We start from the raw sequence: 17,481 nt of genomic DNA, 5'->3' as shown, positions 1-17,481 counted from the left end.
CAGGGGCGCGGATGGTCCGGGCTCGCTGGTTCGTCGGGGGTCTCGGGAACGTGCGGGGCCTCGGGATCGTGTGGCCTCCGGGGTGGGCGGAGGGCCGGGATCCGTGGGGGCCCCGGGCCGCGCGGGCGGTGGGTTCGCGCGGGGCCCTCGTCCGGGTGGGTTCTGCCGGGTCGTCAGGGGCGCGGATGGTCCGGGCTCGCTGGTTCGTCGGGGGTCTCGGGAACGTGCGGGGCCTCGGGATCGTGTGGCCTCCGGGGTGGGCGGAGGGCCCGGCGGCCCCCGGCCGGGCCCCTGTCGGAGGGTCGGGGGTTGCGGGGCGGTGGGCCGCCGCCCGGGGCCCCGACCTCGCGGAACCGGCGTAGCCCGACCGTATGCTCGAGGGATGACGACTTCCGTGACCTCCGGAACCGGGCCGACCGAGAACTCCATGCGGCGCGCCCTCAAACGGGCCCGGGACGGCGTCGCCCTCGACGTCTCCGAGGCGGCGGTGCTGCTCCAGGCCCGCGGCGAGTCCCTCACCGACCTCACCGCGTCCGCCGCCCGGGTGCGCGACGCGGGCCTGGAAGCGGCGGGCAGGCCCGGCGTCATCACCTACTCGAAGAGCGTCTTCATCCCCCTCACCCGGCTGTGCCGGGACAAGTGCCACTACTGCACGTTCGTCACCGTCCCCGGCAAGCTGCGCCGGGCGGGCCACGGGATGTTCATGTCCCCGGACGAGGTGCTCGACATCGCCCGCAAGGGTGCCGCCCTCGGCTGCAAGGAAGCCCTGATCACCCTCGGCGACAAGCCCGAGGACCGCTGGCCGGAGGCGCGCGAATGGCTGGACGCGCACGGCTACGACGACACCATCGCCTACGTCCGGGCCATCTCCATCCGCATCCTGGAGGAGACGGGCCTGCTGCCCCACCTCAACCCGGGCGTCATGAGCTGGACGGACTTCCAGCGTCTGAAGCCGGTCGCCCCGTCCATGGGCATGATGCTGGAGACGACCGCGACCCGGCTGTGGTCCGAGCCCGGCGGCCCGCACCACGGCTCCCCGGACAAGGAACCCGCCGTACGGCTCAGGGTGTTGGAGGACGCGGGCCGCTCCTCCGTCCCCTTCACCTCCGGTCTGCTGATCGGTATCGGCGAGACGTACGAGGAGCGCGCGGAGTCCCTGTTCGCGCTGCGCAGGGTTGCGCGGTCCTACCACGGCATCCAGGAACTGATCATCCAGAACTTCCGCGCCAAGCCGGACACGGCGATGCGCGGCATGCCCGACGCCGACCTGGACGAGCTGGTCGCCACCGTGGCCGTGGCCCGCCACGTCATGGGCCCCGCCGCCTGCCTCCAGGCCCCGCCCAACCTGGTCGACTCCGAGTACGAGCGCCTGATCGGCGCCGGCATCGACGACTGGGGCGGTGTCTCCCCGCTCACCATCGACCACGTCAACCCCGAACGCCCCTGGCCGCAGATCGACGAACTGGCCGGGAAGTCCGCGGCGGCCGGCTTCGAGCTGCGCGAACGCCTGTGTGTCTACCCCGAGTTCGTCCGCCGGGGCGAACCCTGGCTGGATCCCCGACTGCGCCCGCACGTCGGCGCGCTGGCCGACCCGGAGACCGGACTGGCGCTGCCCGGGGCCCTGCCGCGCGGGCTGCCCTGGCAGGAGCCCGAGGAGGCCTTCGTACCGGCCGGCCGCACGGACCTGCACCGCACCATCGACACCGAGGGCCGCACCGGCGACCGCCGCGACGACTTCGACGAGGTGTACGGCGACTGGGAGGCCCTGCGCGAGGCGGCCGCGCCCGGCATGGCGCCGGAGCGCATCGACACGGACGTACGGCAGGCCCTGCGCACCGCCGCCGACGACCCGACGAAACTGACCGACGCCGAGGCCCTCGCCCTGCTCCACGCGGACGGTCCGGCGCTGGACGCGCTGTGCCGGATCGCCGACGACGTGCGCGCGGCGGCGGTCGGCGACGACGTGACGTACATCGTCACCCGCAACATCAACTTCACCAACGTCTGCTACACCGGCTGCCGCTTCTGCGCCTTCGCACAGCGCCGGACGGACGCCGACGCCTACACGCTGTCGCTGGCACAGGTGGCCGACCGCGCCCAGCAGGCCTGGGACGTGGGCGCCGTCGAGGTCTGCATGCAGGGCGGCATCCACCCCGACCTGCCGGGCACCGCCTACTTCGACATCGCCAAGGCGGTCAAGGAGCGCGTCCCCGGCATGCACGTCCACGCCTTCTCGCCGATGGAGGTGGTCAACGGCGCCACCCGCACCGGTCTGTCCATCCGCGAGTGGCTGACCGCCGCGAAGGAGGCGGGCCTGGGCTCCGTGCCCGGTACGGCGGCCGAGATCCTGGACGACGAGGTCCGCTGGGTGCTGACCAAGGGCAAGCTGCCCACGGCCACCTGGATCGAGGTGATCACCACCGCCCACGAGCTGGGCATCCGGTCGTCCTCCACGATGATGTACGGCCATGTCGACCAGCCCCGCCACTGGCTCGGCCACCTGCGCACGCTCGCCGGGATCCAGCGCGAGACGGGCGGCTTCACCGAGTTCGTCACGCTGCCCTTCATCCACACGAACGCCCCGGTGTACCTGGCGGGGATCGCCCGCCCGGGCCCCACCACCCGGGACAACCGCGCGGTCACGGCGATGGCGCGGCTGCTGCTGCACCCCTGGATCCCGAACATCCAGACGAGCTGGGTGAAGCTGGGCGCCGAGGGTGCGGCGGAAATGCTGCGCTCCGGCGCGAACGACCTCGGCGGGACCCTGATGGAGGAGACGATCTCCCGCATGGCGGGCTCCTCCTACGGCTCCTACAAATCGGTCCGCGACCTGATCGCGGTGGCCGAGGCGGCCGGCCGTCCGGCGAAGCCGCGCACCACGCTCTACGGCGAGGTGCCCGAGGAGCGGCAGCGGGCGGCCCAGGCGTCCGACGGACACCTGCCGGATCTGCTGCCGGTCCTGGACTGAGTACGATGATCCGACCCCCGAACCGTGCAGGGGCCCCATAGCGGAGGAGATGCGTGCCCGTGGCTGCCCGACTGCCCTCGTGGGCCTGGGTCACCGGTCTGACGGTGGCGGCGACCGCTGCCGTGGTCGCCCTCGGCGTCCAGGCGGACCACGGGCCGCGTCCCACCGCCGCGACGGCCAGGCCCGCTGCCTCGGCCCACGCGGGCGGCCACGCGTCCCGGACGCCGAAGGCGCCGGCCGCGCCCGCCCTGCCGGACCAGTCCGGGACGGGCCGCCGCATCGTCTACTCGCTGGGTGAGAAGCGGGTCTGGCTGGTCGACGCGACCGGCAGGGCGAGCCGCACGTTCACGGTGTGGCCGGGCACGGTGGGCCCGCAGCCCGGCCGTTACTCGATCACCCTGCGCACCCAGTCCCTCCGGGGCTCGGACGGCGTGCAGGTCGAGCACGTCATGTACTTCACCAAGGCGTCCGGCGTGAACATAGCCTTCTCCAACGCCCTCGACGGTTCCTCGCCGCCGCCCGCGAAGGGACAGAAGCTGGGTGGCATCCGCCTGCACAAGGACGATGGGACCGCGCTGTGGTCCTTCGGTGACAAGGGGACACCGGTGGCGGTGGTCAGCTAGCGTCCCGCCGCTCGGCGCCGGGCAACTGGTTGACGATCAGCGCGACGCCGCCGAGCAGGAAGATCCGGGTGGCGGCGTCCAGCCCGTTCCACGACTTGGACTGCCACATCGAGAACCATTCACCGCCGATCGCGATGAATCCGGCACCGAAGAGCAGCAGCAGCATCAGCAGCCCGTAGGTGGAGAAGCGCCGGGCACGGTCGACGTCCTGCCGCGCCCAGAGGTAGGTGCCCCAGACGAGGACGAGCGCGGCCACCGTCTCCCAGACGATGATCAGCACATAGGCGGTGTCCTCGAGGGCGGTGCTGGTGATCGCCCGCCACATCAGGTCGTCGTCCTTGAACGTGGTGTCCATCGCGAGCACATGCCGGACGAACTGCTGGTTCGTCCCGAAGTCGGTGATGTTCCCGAGGGCGACGAGGGTGATGTAGAGGGCGAGTATTCCGGTGAGCACACCGGCGGCGAGTCTGAGGCCGGTGTGGCGCGTGGGGGTGGTGGTCATGGCTGGATTCTCCCCGACGAACACCGCCTTCTCCCACGCGCATTGCGTCAGAATGCGGTGGCGCAAACCGGCGGTCGGTCAACCCACGGCGAAGCGCAGGAACTCCGACCAGGTGGAGTCCTTGAGGGCGAGCCGGGCACCGTCCTTGTCCTTGGAGTCGCGGACGTGAACGGCGGTGGGGGTTATGGCCACTTCGACGCAGTCCGCCCCGTCGTTACCGCTGTGGCTGCTCTTGAACCAGTTCAGCGTGCGGGTCGTCATGTCGTTTCTCCCAGGACTTTTTCGATGTGGGTCACGGACTCCCGAGGGGAGAGGGCCTGCGCTCGGATCATCCCATAGCGCATCTCCAAGATCTGCACTCCGTCCGGATCGCTGATCACCTTCTCGTACAGCTGTCCCTCGGTGCGTCCCAACGTCTTGCCCTTACGGAGCTTCAGTACGCGGAACGAGCCCATCATGCCCGCGTGATCCTCGCGGTCGGTGGGCATCACCTGGATCTCCACGTGCCTCAACTGGCTCAGCTCCAGCAGGTGTTCGAGTTGCCGCCGCAACACCATTCTGCCTCCGATCGGCCGCCGGAGCGTCACCTCCTCCTGGACGAAGGTGAGTAGCGGCCTCGGTAAGCGCTCGAACACGGACTTGCGCGCCATGCGGGCCGTGACGAGACGCTCGATCTCGGCCTCCGAGTACGGCGGACGTCGCATCGCGTACAACGCCTGGGCATACTCGGGGGTCTGGAGCAGTCCGTGTACGTGAAGAGCGGCATACGCGCCCATCTCCACGGACTCGTCCTCCAACTTCTTCAAGTCGCGTACGTTCTTCGGATACCGAGCCCTCTCCACGTCCTCCTTCATCGCGGACAGCTTGCCCTCGGCGCCCAGCGCGACGTCGGAGCTGTCGAGGAACTCGGGCTGTGGGACCCGTACGCCGCGTTCCACGGCGGACACCAGGTCCGCGCCGTAGCCGATGAGCGTGCCGAGTTCGGTCTGTCTGAGACCGGCGGCCTCCCGCCAGACCTTGATCTGGCGGCCGACCGCCCTGAGTACGGCCTCGGCCTCCTCGTCCTCCACGCTGCCCCCTCGCATACCGTGGTCGTGGGCGTTCAGCGTAAGGAGAGACGGCCACGCTGGGTGACGTGAATCGGGAAAACTCCACCCAGCGCGACCGGACACGAGAGGGCTAGTCGAGGTTCACCGGACCGTCCTTCGGCGTCTGGTCCTTGCCCGCCTGCAACTGGGGCAGGGTCTTGGCCGCTTCGGAGTCATTGCCGTTCAGGCCGTGCCGGACCGAGTCGAGGATCGTCAGGCCCTGGGACACCAGCCCGGCGGCGATCTCACCCAGGCCGTCGGCGCCGTTCAGCACGTTGACGTTGGCGCCGGCGAGGCCACCGGCGGCCTCCTTCACGATCTGCGGGAGCTGGTCGATGAGCATCCGGTCGAGCGCGACCCGGTCGTACGAGGCCGCCGCCTCCGCCTGGATCTTCATCCGCTGCGCCTCGGCCGCGGCGAGGATCCTGACCCGCTCGGCCTCTGCCTCGGCGGGCTTCACGACCTCGGCGACCAGTTGCTGCTGGCGCAGCTTGGCCTGACGCTGGGCCAGTTCGGTCTGGGCGGCGAGCACCTCCTGCTGGGCGTGCGCCAGCGCCAGCGGTCCGGCCTGTGCGGCCTGGGCCTGGGCGCGGTCCACCTCGGCCGAGTACTCGGCCTTGACGATGGCGGTCTGCCGAGCGTATTCGGCCTGCTTGCGCGCCGCCGCCTGCTCCGCCTCGACGGAGGCCTGGGTGGCCTGCGCCTGGGCGATCTGCGCCTGGCGCTGGATGGCCGCCTTGTGCGGGGCGGACATCGCGTCGATGTACCCGGTGGCGCCGTCGTCGATGGACTGGATCTGCAGCGAGTCCACGATCAGACCGATCTTGGCCATCTCGGTCTTGGAGGTGTCCAGAACCTCCGCGGCGAGCTTCTGGCGTTCGGTGACGATCTCCTCGACCGTCATCGAGCCGATGATCGCCCGCAGATGGCCGGCGAAGATCCGGCCGGTGAGCACCGACATCTGCTCCTGGTCGGAGAGGAACCGCTGGCCCGCGTTGATGATGCTCTCGTGGTCGTTGCCGACCTTGAAGGCGATGACGGCGCGGACGTGCAGCGAGATGCCCTGACGGGTCACACAGGTCTCGGTGACCTCGGACTCGCACATCGACAGGGTGAGGAACCGAACCTTCCGGAAGACCGGGAGTACGAACTTGCCGTGGCCCGTCACCACTCGGAACGGTGCACCACCCAGGCCCCGTCGGCCTCCCGAGATCAACATCGCCTCGTCGGGAGCGGGAACGCGGTATCCGAACATACTTGTACTCCTCAGCCGGCGCCGGCGGAATCGCCACCGAGCGCGTCCAGCGGATCAACCCACTCGATGACGCCGACTTCGCGGCATCCACGTGATTCGATCACGAGGACCGTCGCGCCCGTCGGCAGGGGGGTCTCCGACCAGGCGAGGAAGGTCTCGGAGCCGCCTCGGACCCGCACGAGGACCTCGCCTGGGCCCGCGGCACCGCGCGTTCCGATCAGTACGATCCCCGTGCGGCCGATCACGGCCTCGTCCTGCGGCATCACCGGCCGTCCTCCTCGTGCTGGCCCCAGGATTCAGACGATAGTCCCGGTGGTGGCGGGGGCCAACGGGCCGGGGTGATTGAACGGCGTACGGTCCCGCCCCCTCCCGGCCCGGCGGCCCCTCGCATCCCCCGGCCGTTTCCCTCGGCTGGGCGGGAATGAACCGAGAGTGTTGTTTTGCCCCACTGAACGGACCGTTCCCGTTCGATTACAGTGCTGAGCGTCGTACGGCGGGCGGTGCCGTTGGGAGGTCTGGTGGGTGCGACGTCCGGTGCCGTCTGGGGCCGAACCGAACAGCAGGACTTCCGCGGCAGGGTGCGCGGCACCCTGCTGGGTGCCGCCGTGGGCGACGCCCTGGGCGGCCCCGCCGATCCGCTGCCCCTGGAGGAGATCCGCGCGGCCTACGGCCCCGAGGGGCTGCTCGACCTCGCCTTCGGGTACGGCCGGCGCGGCGCGGTCACCCATCACACACAGCTCACCCTGTTCACCGTGGACGGTCTGATCCGGGCCCAGGTGCGCCGCGACACCGGCGCCTGGCACCCGCCGACCGATCTGCACCGGGCGTATCTGCGCTGGGCGGCCACCCAGAGTGACTGGGGGCCCGACGAGCGCCGCAAGGACGACGGCTGGCTGGCCCGAGAGGAGTGGCTGTACGCCCGCCGCGACCCGAGCCGCGCCCTGCTCATCGGCCTCGGCGACACCACCATGGGCACGCTGGAGCAGCCCAAGAACCCCGGTGAGCTGGGCCCGGAGGCCGTCGCCCGCTCGGCTCCCTTCGGGCTGCTGGTCGGCTGGGAGCCCCAGCTCGTCGTCCAGCTGGCGGTCGAGTGCGCCGCCCAGACCCACGGCCACCCCATCGCCTACCTGTCGGCGGGCGCGTACGCGGTCATCGTGCACGGGCTGGCCCGCGGCGAGAGCCTGGACGGTGCCGTGCAGCGGGCCCTCGCCCTGCTCGCCGCCCGCCCCGGGCACCAGCCCGTCTCCGACGCCCTCCAACACGCCCTCGGTGCCGTACGGCAGGGGATGCCCAGCCCGGCCCGGGTGGAGGCGCTGGCCGGTGACGGCACGGCGGACGGTCTGCTGGCCGCCTCCGTGTACTGCGCGTTGGTGGGGGAGGACGTACGGCACGGGCTGTGCCTGGCGGTGAACCAGAGCGGCCCCTCGGCCGCCGCGGGCGCCCTCACCGGCGGTCTCCTCGGCGCCCTGCACGGCGAGACGGCCCTGCCGCCGGCCTGGCTGGCCGAGCTGGAGGGCCGCCCCACGATCCTGGAGATCGCCGACGACTTCGCCATGGAGATGACCCAGGGCCCCGCCCTGCACGGCCCGGCCGGATCGTCCCCGGGCTGGCTGGCCCGATACCCGCGCTAGCGCGCGCGGACGACGCGGCCTCCTTCGTGCCGCGGTCCTACTCCGCCACCGGCGCCCCGATCGCCTCGTCCCCGGAGGCCGTGGGAACCGGCACGGTCGCCGCGGCGGCGCCGTCCCCGTCCGTGTTGACACGCTCGATCACGGCCAGCCGCTCGGGGGTGTCCTCCGGCTTCAGCCAGCCGATCAGGATGTACAGGACCAAGGAGACCGCCAGCGGGATCGAGACCTGGTACTGGAGCGGGACTCCGCCGTCGACGTGCCAGCTGATCGGGTAGTTGACCAGCCAGAAGGCGAGCAGGCCCGCCGCCCAGCTGGTGAGTGCCGCCGTCGGGCCGGAGCGCCGGAACGGGCGCAGCAGGCCCAGCATCATCGGGATCGCGATCGGGCCCATCAGACCGGCCACCCACTTGATGACGACCGTGATGATGTCTTTGAAGGCGGGGGAGTTGACCCGGGTCGCGACGGCCATCGACAGGCCGAGGAAGACGACCGTGGTCACCCGGGCGGCGATCAGACCCGAACGCTCGCCCCACGCACGGGCCCTCGCGGACAGCGCGGGCGCCACGTCACGGGTGAACACCGCGGCGATCGCGTTGGCGTCGGAGGAGCACATCGCCATGGTATGCGAGAAGAAACCGACGACGACCAGGCCCAACAGCCCGTGTGGAAGCAGCTGTTCGGTCATCAGGGCGTAGGAGTCGGAGCCGTCCGGCTTGCTCGCGTGCACCAGCAGCGGTGACATCCACATGGGGAAGAACAGGACCACCGGCCAGACCAGCCACAGGATCGCCGACAGGCGGGCCGAGCGCTCGGCCTCCCGCGCGTTGCCCGTCGCCATGTAGCGCTGGGCCTGGTTGAGCATGCCGCCGTTGTACTCGAAGAGCTTGATGAAGAGGAAGGCGAGCAGGAACACCGTGCCGTACGGGCCGACCAGCGGCTTGCCGTGGCCGTGCAGCGCGGGCTCGTCCCAGGCGTCGAGGAGGCCGATGTGCCGGTCGCTCAGCTTCACCGCGACCGCCACGAACATCGAGGCGCCGGCCAGCAACTGGATGACGAACTGGCCGAGTTCGGTCAGGGCGTCCGCCCACAGGCCGCCGATCGTGCAGTAGACGGCGGTGATCGCGCCGGTGATGAGGATGCCCTGGTTCAGCGACACCCCGGTGAAGACCGACAACAGGGTGGCGATCGCCGCCCACTTGGCGCCCACGTCCACGATCTTCAGCAGCATGCCGGACCAGGCGAGGGCCTGCTGTGTGGGCAGGTTGTAGCGGTTCTTCAGGTACTCCAGCGGGGAGGCCACATGGAGCCGCGAGCGCAGCCGGTTGATGCGCGGCGCGAACAGCTTCGAGCCGATGGCGATGCCGAGCGCGATGGGGAAGGACCAGGTGATGAAGGAGGTGACGCCGTAGGTGTAGGCGATGCCCGCGTATCCCGTGAACATCACCGCGCTGTAGCCCGACATGTGGTGCGAGATGCCGGACAGCCACCAGGGCATCCTGCCGCCGGCCGTGAAGAAGTCGGAGACGTTGTCCACCCGCTTGTGCGACCAGACGCCGATCGCGACCATCACGCCGAAGTAGCCGATGAGCACGGCCCAGTCGAGACTGTTCATGTCCCCGATCGTGGGTCCCGCTACATGAACACGACAAGCAAGCGGTAGGTCAAGGCCCGGCAAAATCGTTCTACTTGATGACCTGTGTTCAGATGGATGAACGGATGAAGTGAGGGAAACGGCCTATCGCATCAGCTCCCCGGCGTTCACGAGCAGTTGCTGTCCGGTGATCGCCCGCGCCCGGTCGGAGGCGAGGAACACCGCCGCGTCCGCCACATCCCCGTCCGTGGCCAGCTCCGGCAGCGCCATACGTCCGGTCAGCCGCCCCAGCACCTCCTCCTCCGGCACGGCCTCCGTCCGCGCGGTGAACCGGACGTACGCCTCCACCGGCGGGCCCCACATCCAGCCCGGCAGTACGGTGTTGACCCGGATCCGGTGCGGCCCCAGCTCGCGCGCCAGCGAGTACATCGCACTGGTCAGGGCGCCCTTGGAGGCGGCGTACGCGGCCTGTCGCACCTGCGAGGGCGCGGCGAGCGCCGACTGCGTCCCGATGAAAACCACCGACCCGCCCCCGGCCGCCCGCAGTGCCGGCAGGCAGGCCCGCGTCATCCGCAGCGTCCCCAGCAGGTTCACGTCGAGGACCGACTGCCAGGTCGTGAAGTCGGCGTCCTCCAGCCCGCCGAAGTAGGAGTCCCAGGCCGCCACATGCACCACGGCGTCGACCGAGCCGAACCGCTCCCGCGCCAGCCCGGCCAGCGCCTCGCACTGCCCCTCGTCGGTGATGTCGGTGGCCCGGTACGCCGTACGCGTGCCCCCCGGGTCGATGCCGGCCGCGCTCCTGGCGAGATTCGCCTCGGTACGCGCCCCGAGCACCGCGTTGCCGCCGTCCCGTACGACGGCCGCGGCGACCTGGTGGCCGAGGCCGGCCCCGACGCCGGAGACGACGACGGTCTTGCCGGCGAGCAGGGACATCGGTGCCTCCCGGGGTCTGGCGCTCAATCTGACGGAGCGTCAGGGTAGGGCCGAGCGCAGGACGACGGAAGGGGACCGGCATGAGGGGATCGACATGAGGGGATCGGCGGGAGCGCCGGAGGACCGCACGGGAGGGGAGACCGCATGAGCGAGGACACGCGCAGCGAGCTGTACGCCGAACTGGCCGCCGTGGGACCGTACGGCGTACGTCCCGGCCACGCCCTGATCACCATGGTGGAACCGCACCCCGGCCACGAGTACGCCTACAACCGCTGGTACGAGGACGACCACTACTACGCCGGCGCGATGGCCATGCCCTGGATGTACGCCGGCCGCCGCTGGGTCGCCACCCGGGAGCTGCAACTCCTGCGCTACCCCGGGGAGTCGGCGATCGCCCGGCCGGTCACCGCCGGCTGTTACCTGTCCACCTACTGGATCACCGACGGCCGCTACGCCGAGCACATGAAGTGGACCGTCGCCGTCAACAGGCGCCTCAACCGGGACGCCCGCGTGCACCACGAGCGCACCCACGTCTTCACGGCGTTCCAGGACCACGAGCGCACGGTCTACCGGGACGGCCCGGCGGGACCGAGGGACGTCCACGCCCTCGACCATCCGTACGCCGGACTGGTGCTGGAGGTGATCGACGCGGAGTCGGCCGAGCGGCGGGCGCGGCTGCTGGAATGGCTCGGCACCCGCGCTCTGCCCGGCCGCCTCGCCGGCTCCCCGGCCGCCATGGTGACCGTGTTCCGGCCCACACCGCTGCCGGGCGACCGCATGACGTACGTCAAGCAGGTCGAGGGCGTGGACACCCGGCTGACCCTGCTGTGGTTCCTGGAGACGGACCCGCGCGAGTGCTGGGCGGAGCACTTCACCGGGCTGGACGAGGAGGTGGCCGAGTCGGGGCTGGGCCGGGTGGAACTGGTGGCCCCGTTCATCCCGACCGTACCGGGCACGGACCGGTACGTGTCCGAACTACGGGGCGGGTGAGGCGCCCGGGCCGGCCCCGCGGCCGGCCCGGCCCCCTACTTCAGCTCGTCCGGGCAGGGCGTGCCGCGCGGCAGCTGGTAGGGCGCCGCCAGCCGGTACGTGCCGGCGCGCGGCGCCAGCAGCTCGGTCCACTTGTCGCCGTTCACATCCTCCGGCGTCTCCATCAGACACCCGTTGGGGTTGTCGTACGACTTCGAGACGCCGGGACCCCGGTGCTTGGACGCCTCGGTCTCCTGCGGCGGCTTCAGGCTCTTGCCGTGCTCGTCGACGACGCTCAGCCACGGCGAGTACGGGATCCGGATCAGGACCCGCCCGGCCTTGCTCACCCGCAACGTCATCTCGCCCTGGTCGGCCCGGTCCACCACCGCGTTGGGCTCGGCGAGCGGCGCCGGATCCGTCACCTTGAACAGCTGCCAGTTGGCGTCGCCCCAGATCTGCGTCAGATACGGCATGCCGCGCCGAAGCAGCTCCCGCTCACGCTGGCCGCCGTCCCCGTCCGGGTTGTCCTTGGGCAGCACCACGTAGTGCACCGCCCAGCGCTGGAGCCACTCGTGGTAGTTCGCCGAGTTGAGCGTGTCGTCGTAGAAGAGCGGATTGCGCTCCATGTCGGCCTGCCGGTTCCAGCCCCGGGCCAGATTCACGTACGGGGCGAGCGCGGAAGCCTCCCGGTGCGAGCGCGCGGGGACCACCTCGACCCGGCCCTTCTCCGCGTCGACCTTCTGCAGCTTGTCGACGAGCGGGGCCAGCTCCCGCGCCCAGGACGCGGCCGGGGTGGTGTGCATGATGTCGTCCACCGACTTGAAGCCGATCCAGCCGACGAAGCCGAGGAACGCCAGCACGGTCACGTACCACTTGCGCGACTTCGGCACCGTGTACGGCAGCGCGGCGATCAGCGCCGCACCCGCGAACAGCATCGGCAGCCGCGATATGTTCGACCCGATCTGCGAGCTGATCAGCCACACCAGGACGACGGCCAGGCTGTAGACGGCGGCCGTCAGCCGGACGGTCACCCACTCCTTCGGCACGAGGAACAGGCACAGCAGGCCGTACAGCAGCGGCAGTATCACCGAGCCGATCGTCATCGGCTGGGTGCCGGAGAACGGGAACAGCCAGGCGGACACGGCGACCACGGCGGAGGGCGCGATCCCCAGCGCCCAGGCGCCCGGCCGCCGCTTCTGCAGGAACAGCGCGGCCGCGATCAGCCCCACGAACAGCCCCGCGACCGGCGAGGACATCGTGGCGAGCGCCGCCAGCGGGGCCGCCACCAGGGCCTTCGCCCAGCGTTTGTACCGCCACCGGTACGGCCAGCAGAAGACGGCCGCGGTCGCGCCCAGCGCGAACATCGTGCCGAGCCCGAAGGTCACCCGCCCCGACACCGCGTTGCACAGCAGCGCGAAGACCCCGGCGAGCGAGGCCCACAGCGGGTTGCGCACCGCCCGGCTGCGGATCAGGACCAGGGTCAGCAACCCCGCGGAGACCGTTCCGGCGATCATCATCGTCGTACGGACACCGAGCAGCGACATCAGATACGGCGACACCACGCTGTACGACACCGGGTGCATGCCCCCGTACCAGGCGAGGTTGTACGCCGAGTCGGGGTGCCGGCCGACGAACTCGGCCCAGGCGTCCTGCGCCGCGAGATCGCCACCGCTGTTCGCGAAGGTGAAGAACCAGATGATGTGCAGGACACCCGCGAGCGCGGTGACGGACAGCACGGGGTGCGCCAGCATCCGCTGCCGCAGCGGTTCGGCGGCGGCGAGCAGTCGCCCGAGTCTCCCGGCCGGGCGACTGCCGCCGCCGCTCCCGACGCGCTCCTCGCCCGTGCCGCTTTCGCCGCCCGGGACGTCCTTGTCGTCCCGGCCGGCGGCGTCAGGCGAGGACAGGCGTATTCGAGGGCCGGATCCCGGGCCGGGATCGGCGTCGTCGGCGTGTGTCCGCTCGGCTGTGGCCACCTGAAGGCACTCCCCGTGTCCCGTCTTCTGTGCGCGGCCCCGTTCCTCGGTCTTCCCGGCCGCTTCTGGTCCAGTCGGCGGCCGCGTCCCCCGACCGTCGACCTGCCCCGTTTCGTGACGCTAGCACGCACCCCGCCGACGGGCTCCCGGGTGGGGCGCCGTCGACGGGGTGCGCGGGCGACCGGCGGTGGCGTGGTCAGCGCAGACGGGTCAGCTTGGCGCCGAACCCGGGCTCCGGCAGATCCTTCCGCAAGGCCACCGGGACCTTCACCGAGCGCGCCGTACCGTCGCCCACCGTGAGCGATCCGACCGTGGTGCCGGCCTTCGCGGTGTGCGGCACGGTGCCGGAGACGAAGGACAGCCGCACCTTCAGGCCCGCCCAGCCGGCCGCCGTGACGTCCTTGGTGATCACGATCGGGGTGTGGCCGCCGAGTCCGTCGTCCACATAACCGACCACGTCACCCTTCTTCAGGATCTTCGCCGAGGTCAGTGCCTTCTCGGCGGCGAGCAGCGCGGTCTTGCTGACCTCGTTGGCCGTCTGGAGGATGTCCGGCTTGTGCTGGCCCAGGATCGCTCCGACGATGGTGACCGTCTGCCCGCCGACCTGCTTGCGAGAGGCGAAGAGCAGGTTGCCGCCGGCCTTGGTGGTGCTGCCGGTCTTGATGCCGATCGCGCCGACGCGGAACGGCAGCTCGTTGTAGTTGGGCCAGAACTTGCCGGACGGGTCGGTCCAGCTGGCCGCGCTGCTGATGGCGACCAGGGCCGGAACCTTCACGAAGGCGCGGCCGAGCTTCACCTGGTCCTCGGCGGTGGAGACGGTGGTCTCCTTCAGCCCCGAGGGGTCGGTGTACGTGGTGCGGGTCAGCCCCAGTTCCTTGGCGGTGGCGTTCATCTTCTTCACGAACGCCGCCTCCGAGCCCGCGTCCCAGCGCGCGAGGAGCCGGGCGATGTTGTTGGCGGAGGGGATGATGACGGCCGACAGCGCCTGCTTCTCGGTGAGGCTGTCGCCGGCCTTGATGGTGTTGAGCGTGGACTCGCCGTCCTTGTTGTAGCCGCCCTCCTTCTCCGCCGTCGCGTCGACCTTGATCTTCGGGCCCTCCTGCCCCGGCTTGAGCGGGTGGTCCCGGAGGATGATGTACGCCGTCATCGTCTTGGCGACCGAGCCGATGGCCACGGGCGTCTGCTTGCCGAAGCGGCCCATCGTGCCGATGCCGTCACCGTCGATCCAGCCCTGGCCCTCGCCGGGCCAGGGCAGGTTCGTGGCGCCGCCCTGGAAGGTGTAGCTGTCCTTGCCGGTCAGCGCGAGGGTGGGGGACGGCAGCGGACGGAAGTTCTGTACGACCGCGAAGATGATCGCCAGGAGCAGGACCAGGGGGGTCCAGATCTTGACCCGGCGCATCAGGGTGCGGACGGGGGTCTCCGCGGGCGGAGGCGTGTTCGTCAGCTCCGCCAGCAGGTCCAGCGGGGGCTTGGGCGGAAGCGGCTGCTGGGTGGTGCGCTCGGGGCCGACCTGCGGAACGGCGGCGGTCGCGTCCGGCGCGGTGGCCGGCTTGGCGCTCGGTTCGGCGTCCGGTTCGGCGTCCGGCTTGGTACCGGGGCCGGTGGCCGGCCTGGTGCCCGGCTTCACGGCCGATCGCATGTCGTTCTTGAGCGCGACGAATTTGCTGGTGCGTTCGCTGTCGGACTCGGGGGTCCGGGGGGTGGGGGCCTTCGGCGTGCCGCCCAGCTTGAGCATGGTCGTCGGCTGGTCGACCTCGGGGCTCTTCGGGCGGGGGGCCTTGAAGACGGCGGTCGGCTGGTCCACGGCGGTGCCGGTGCCGGTGCCGGTGCCGGTCCGGGGGGTCCGGGGGGCTTGGGGGGTCGCCTCGGCTTCGCCTTCGGCGTCCGTGTTCCCACCCGCACCACCCGTGCGGGTCTCGTCGTCGGGTGCGGGTGGCCCCTGCGGGGCGTCCTCGCCGTCGGCGGCCTCCGGCTCGTCCGGCTCGCCCTCGGCGCCCCCGGCGGTCGCGCCCGCGCCGGGCTGGGGGGCGGTGCCGCCCTTCGCGTCCGACGCGGAGCCGGCGCCGGCCTTGGTGCCCGGCCCGGGCTTCGCGGCCGGCTTCGTCTCGGTGTCGGGCTTCGGCTCGGCCTTGGTGTCCGGCTTCGGCTCGGCCTTGGAGTTCGGCTCGGGCTTCGCGTCCGGCTTCGGCTCAGCCGTGGTGTCCGGCTTCGGCTTCCGGGTGGCGTCGGTCTCGGGGGTGGACTTGGCCGCGGTGTCCGCGGTGTCCGCGGCGGGCTTCGGGGCGGACTCGGTCGCCGTATCCGCGTCGGCCTTGGCGGCGGTGGCGGCGTGCGCGGCCTTCCCGGCCTCCTCGGCTTCCTCCGCCTCGGCGTCGGCCTCCTCGGCTTCCTCCGCCTCGGCGTCGGCCTCCGTGTCCTTCTCCGCCTCCGGGGCCTTCTCCCCCTTCGTGGCGGCCTTCTGCGGGGGCGTGTCGTCCTGCCCCTTGGGGTCCTCCGCGCCGCGGACCCATGCCGAGACCGCCTCGCGGAGGGCGACGTCCTCCTTGGGAGTGTCCTTGGGCTCGGCGTCGGCCGTCTCGCCGGAGTCGGCCGCAGCCTCGGACTCGGACTCGGCCGCAGCCTCGGACTCGGCCCCGGACTTGGACTGGGCGGGCTCGTCCGCGGCAGCCGCCCGTCGCTTGACGTCCCGCACCGACAGGATCTTCGTCGCCGTGTCCGCACGACCACCCGAGGAATCCTTTTCGCGGGTGACCGCGAGACGCGGATCACGCGCCTCGGGAACCGAACCCCCGCTCCCCGACGTCGGTTCCGCCGACGACTCGCGCTGCTTCGACCTGTCGGGGGACTCGCCCGCCACCGATGCCTCCTCCATGCGCCGCGCGCTCGCGCGCGCGCCCTGTCCGAACCATGTACCAGTGTCCTGTGTGAGGGCTTGGCCCCTGCGGTAGACGAGAACGACATACATGCCGGTTCCCTCACGAACCGGTCACGCGCCCTCGACAGACCAATGTGAGAGGGGTCACCCTGTCATTCATCCACGCGGGGAGGCATGGATGGGCAGGAGCCGCAGAACAATTCCGGAGGAGCTTCTGCTGCTGGCACTGGACCCGGCCACGGGTACCACTGCACAGCCGCAGTCGCTCGACCTCGGTCTGGCCGGAGCACAGCTAGTGGAGCTGGCGCTGGCCGGACGGATAGCCCCAGACGGGGATCGTATCGCCGTGGTGGTGCCACGGCCGACAGGAGATCCGACTCTGGACTGCGCGTTGGAGTTGCTGCGAAGGCGTGGCGCTCCCGTACGTGCCGTCCATTGGATCGGCGGACCCCGGCTGGGGCTCCGTCAGACGTATCTCTCGCATCTGGAGCGGTGCGGCATGGTGCATGCCGTGGCCGGTCAGATGTGCGGGGTGCTACCGACGACGCGCTATCAGGCGGCGGACAACGAGATCAGCCGGGAGATCCGAACCCGGCTGGACTCGGCGATCCGCACCGGTGTGCCACCGGACCCGCGGACCGCGGCGCTCGCCGCCCTGGCGCACGCCGTCGGACTGGGCAAGCATCTCTACCCCGGTAACGAGGGGCGTTCGTCCAGGTCCCGGTTGCGGGACCTGATCCGGCACGATCCGATGGGCGGGCTCGTCGCCCACGCCGTCATGGACGTGCAGAACGGCGCGGCCGCACAGCCGCGCCGGGGCCCGGCCGCGACCGGCCGGCCGGCCGTGTCGGGCGCCAGGCCCGTGACGGAACCCGCGCACGGGGTCCCGATGCAGCCGCACCGCGGGTCCATGGTGCGCGCCGTGGCCCACTGAGCCTTCGGGAGCCGCTGGTTGGAGCGGGGCGGCGAGGTCCTTGCGATCTCGCCGCCCCGCTCGGCCGCGTCCCGGCCTTTTGTGCCGTACGCACCGCATATCCCTCGTTTGCCAGCGGTAGAAAGCACCTTGGTGGCAA

The 17,481-nt window shown here is 71.2% G+C and carries 14 protein-coding genes; 5 read left to right on the top strand and 9 right to left on the bottom strand.

Annotated elements, in window-relative coordinates; translation table 11 throughout:
• Positions 1–382: 382 nt before the first annotated feature.
• Together ACIBA9_RS06380 and ACIBA9_RS06375 are read left to right on the top strand one after the other, a co-directional pair.
• The gene (locus ACIBA9_RS06380) at positions 383–2,968 is read left to right on the top strand and encodes a bifunctional FO biosynthesis protein CofGH (protein ID WP_399360191.1); all 2,586 of its coding nucleotides are present in this window, start codon (positions 383–385) and stop codon (positions 2,966–2,968) included.
• A 59-nt stretch (positions 2,969–3,027) separates the two neighbouring features.
• The gene (locus tag ACIBA9_RS06375; protein ID WP_399360189.1) at positions 3,028–3,591 is read left to right on the top strand and encodes a hypothetical protein; all 564 of its coding nucleotides are present in this window, start codon (positions 3,028–3,030) and stop codon (positions 3,589–3,591) included.
• On the opposite strand, the gene ACIBA9_RS06370 is transcribed toward ACIBA9_RS06375, so the two are convergent.
• The 5 genes from ACIBA9_RS06370 to ACIBA9_RS06350 all read right to left on the bottom strand — a co-directional run bounded on the left by ACIBA9_RS06370 (position 3,584) and on the right by ACIBA9_RS06350 (position 6,699).
• Positions 3,584–4,093: a DUF2165 domain-containing protein gene (locus tag ACIBA9_RS06370; protein WP_399360187.1), complete on the bottom strand. Its 510-nt coding sequence runs from the start codon at positions 4,091–4,093 to the stop codon at positions 3,584–3,586. The two genes, ACIBA9_RS06375 and ACIBA9_RS06370, sit on opposite strands and share 8 nt — an antisense overlap.
• Before the next feature lie 78 nt (positions 4,094–4,171).
• Complete coding sequence (locus tag ACIBA9_RS06365; protein WP_399360185.1) at positions 4,172–4,354, bottom strand: DUF397 domain-containing protein; 183 nt, start codon at positions 4,352–4,354, stop codon at positions 4,172–4,174.
• A complete protein-coding gene (locus tag ACIBA9_RS06360; RefSeq protein WP_362158452.1) occupies positions 4,351–5,178 on the bottom strand; it encodes a helix-turn-helix transcriptional regulator in 828 nt (275 codons plus the stop codon). Before ACIBA9_RS06360 ends, ACIBA9_RS06365 begins: the two co-directional genes overlap by 4 nt.
• A gap of 94 nt (positions 5,179–5,272) precedes the next feature.
• Entirely contained in the window at positions 5,273–6,436 is a 1,164-nt protein-coding gene (locus ACIBA9_RS06355) for an SPFH domain-containing protein (protein WP_399360183.1), read from the bottom strand.
• Between the two features lie 11 nt (positions 6,437–6,447).
• Entirely contained in the window at positions 6,448–6,699 is a 252-nt protein-coding gene (locus ACIBA9_RS06350; RefSeq protein ID WP_362158447.1) for a hypothetical protein, read from the bottom strand.
• Positions 6,700–6,954: 255 nt separating this feature from the next.
• On the opposite strand from ACIBA9_RS06350, the gene ACIBA9_RS06345 reads away from it, so the two are divergent.
• Entirely contained in the window at positions 6,955–8,067 is a 1,113-nt protein-coding gene (locus tag ACIBA9_RS06345) for an ADP-ribosylglycohydrolase family protein (protein ID WP_362158445.1), read from the top strand.
• A gap of 37 nt (positions 8,068–8,104) precedes the next feature.
• On the opposite strand, the gene ACIBA9_RS06340 is transcribed toward ACIBA9_RS06345, so the two are convergent.
• Both ACIBA9_RS06340 and ACIBA9_RS06335 read right to left on the bottom strand, forming a co-directional pair.
• A complete protein-coding gene (locus ACIBA9_RS06340) occupies positions 8,105–9,679 on the bottom strand; it encodes a sodium:solute symporter family protein (protein ID WP_399360181.1) in 1,575 nt (524 codons plus the stop codon).
• Positions 9,680–9,802: 123 nt separating this feature from the next.
• Entirely contained in the window at positions 9,803–10,591 is a 789-nt protein-coding gene (locus tag ACIBA9_RS06335) for an SDR family oxidoreductase (RefSeq protein ID WP_399360179.1), read from the bottom strand.
• A gap of 144 nt (positions 10,592–10,735) precedes the next feature.
• On the opposite strand from ACIBA9_RS06335, the gene ACIBA9_RS06330 reads away from it, so the two are divergent.
• Positions 10,736–11,581 (top strand): hypothetical protein, encoded by an 846-nt coding sequence (locus ACIBA9_RS06330; protein WP_399360177.1) that lies wholly within the window; start codon positions 10,736–10,738, stop codon positions 11,579–11,581.
• A gap of 35 nt (positions 11,582–11,616) precedes the next feature.
• Here the strand turns inward: ACIBA9_RS06330 and ACIBA9_RS06325 are convergent, their stop codons facing one another.
• The gene (locus tag ACIBA9_RS06325) at positions 11,617–13,533 is read right to left on the bottom strand and encodes an MFS transporter (RefSeq protein WP_399360175.1); all 1,917 of its coding nucleotides are present in this window, start codon (positions 13,531–13,533) and stop codon (positions 11,617–11,619) included.
• A 196-nt stretch (positions 13,534–13,729) separates the two neighbouring features.
• Positions 13,730–16,405, bottom strand: a complete 2,676-nt coding sequence (locus tag ACIBA9_RS06320) for a D-alanyl-D-alanine carboxypeptidase (RefSeq protein ID WP_399360173.1) — start codon at positions 16,403–16,405, stop codon at positions 13,730–13,732.
• A 181-nt stretch (positions 16,406–16,586) separates the two neighbouring features.
• Between ACIBA9_RS06320 and ACIBA9_RS06315 the strand changes: the two genes are divergently transcribed.
• Positions 16,587–17,342: a GPP34 family phosphoprotein gene (locus ACIBA9_RS06315; protein WP_362158435.1), complete on the top strand. Its 756-nt coding sequence runs from the start codon at positions 16,587–16,589 to the stop codon at positions 17,340–17,342.
• The last annotated feature ends 139 nt before the right edge of the window (positions 17,343–17,481 follow it).

Origin of the sequence: Streptomyces sp. NPDC051452 (genome assembly GCF_044454765.1) — a bacterium.
In the GTDB taxonomy this organism is placed as follows: Bacteria; Actinomycetota; Actinomycetes; order Streptomycetales; family Streptomycetaceae; genus Streptomyces.
The sequence above is the reverse complement of the archived record's forward strand: the minus strand, read 5'-3'. Positions and strand labels throughout refer to the sequence as shown.

Excerpts from the sequence above, each read along its gene's own strand:
- ACIBA9_RS06380 (WP_399360191.1), top strand. The coding sequence starts at position 383 with ATGACGACTTCCGTGACCTCCGGAACCGGGCCGACCGAGAACTCCATG.
- ACIBA9_RS06370 (WP_399360187.1), bottom strand. The coding sequence starts at position 4,093 with ATGACCACCACCCCCACGCGCCACACCGGCCTCAGACTCGCCGCCGGT.
- ACIBA9_RS06365 (WP_399360185.1), bottom strand. The coding sequence starts at position 4,354 with ATGACGACCCGCACGCTGAACTGGTTCAAGAGCAGCCACAGCGGTAAC.
- ACIBA9_RS06360 (WP_362158452.1), bottom strand. The coding sequence starts at position 5,178 with ATGCGAGGGGGCAGCGTGGAGGACGAGGAGGCCGAGGCCGTACTCAGG.
- ACIBA9_RS06355 (WP_399360183.1), bottom strand. The coding sequence starts at position 6,436 with ATGTTCGGATACCGCGTTCCCGCTCCCGACGAGGCGATGTTGATCTCG.
- ACIBA9_RS06350 (WP_362158447.1), bottom strand. The coding sequence starts at position 6,699 with ATGCCGCAGGACGAGGCCGTGATCGGCCGCACGGGGATCGTACTGATC.
- ACIBA9_RS06340 (WP_399360181.1), bottom strand. The coding sequence starts at position 9,679 with ATGAACAGTCTCGACTGGGCCGTGCTCATCGGCTACTTCGGCGTGATG.
- ACIBA9_RS06335 (WP_399360179.1), bottom strand. The coding sequence starts at position 10,591 with ATGTCCCTGCTCGCCGGCAAGACCGTCGTCGTCTCCGGCGTCGGGGCC.
- ACIBA9_RS06330 (WP_399360177.1), top strand. The coding sequence starts at position 10,736 with ATGAGCGAGGACACGCGCAGCGAGCTGTACGCCGAACTGGCCGCCGTG.
- ACIBA9_RS06320 (WP_399360173.1), bottom strand. The coding sequence starts at position 16,405 with ATGGAGGAGGCATCGGTGGCGGGCGAGTCCCCCGACAGGTCGAAGCAG.
- ACIBA9_RS06315 (WP_362158435.1), top strand. The coding sequence starts at position 16,587 with ATGGGCAGGAGCCGCAGAACAATTCCGGAGGAGCTTCTGCTGCTGGCA.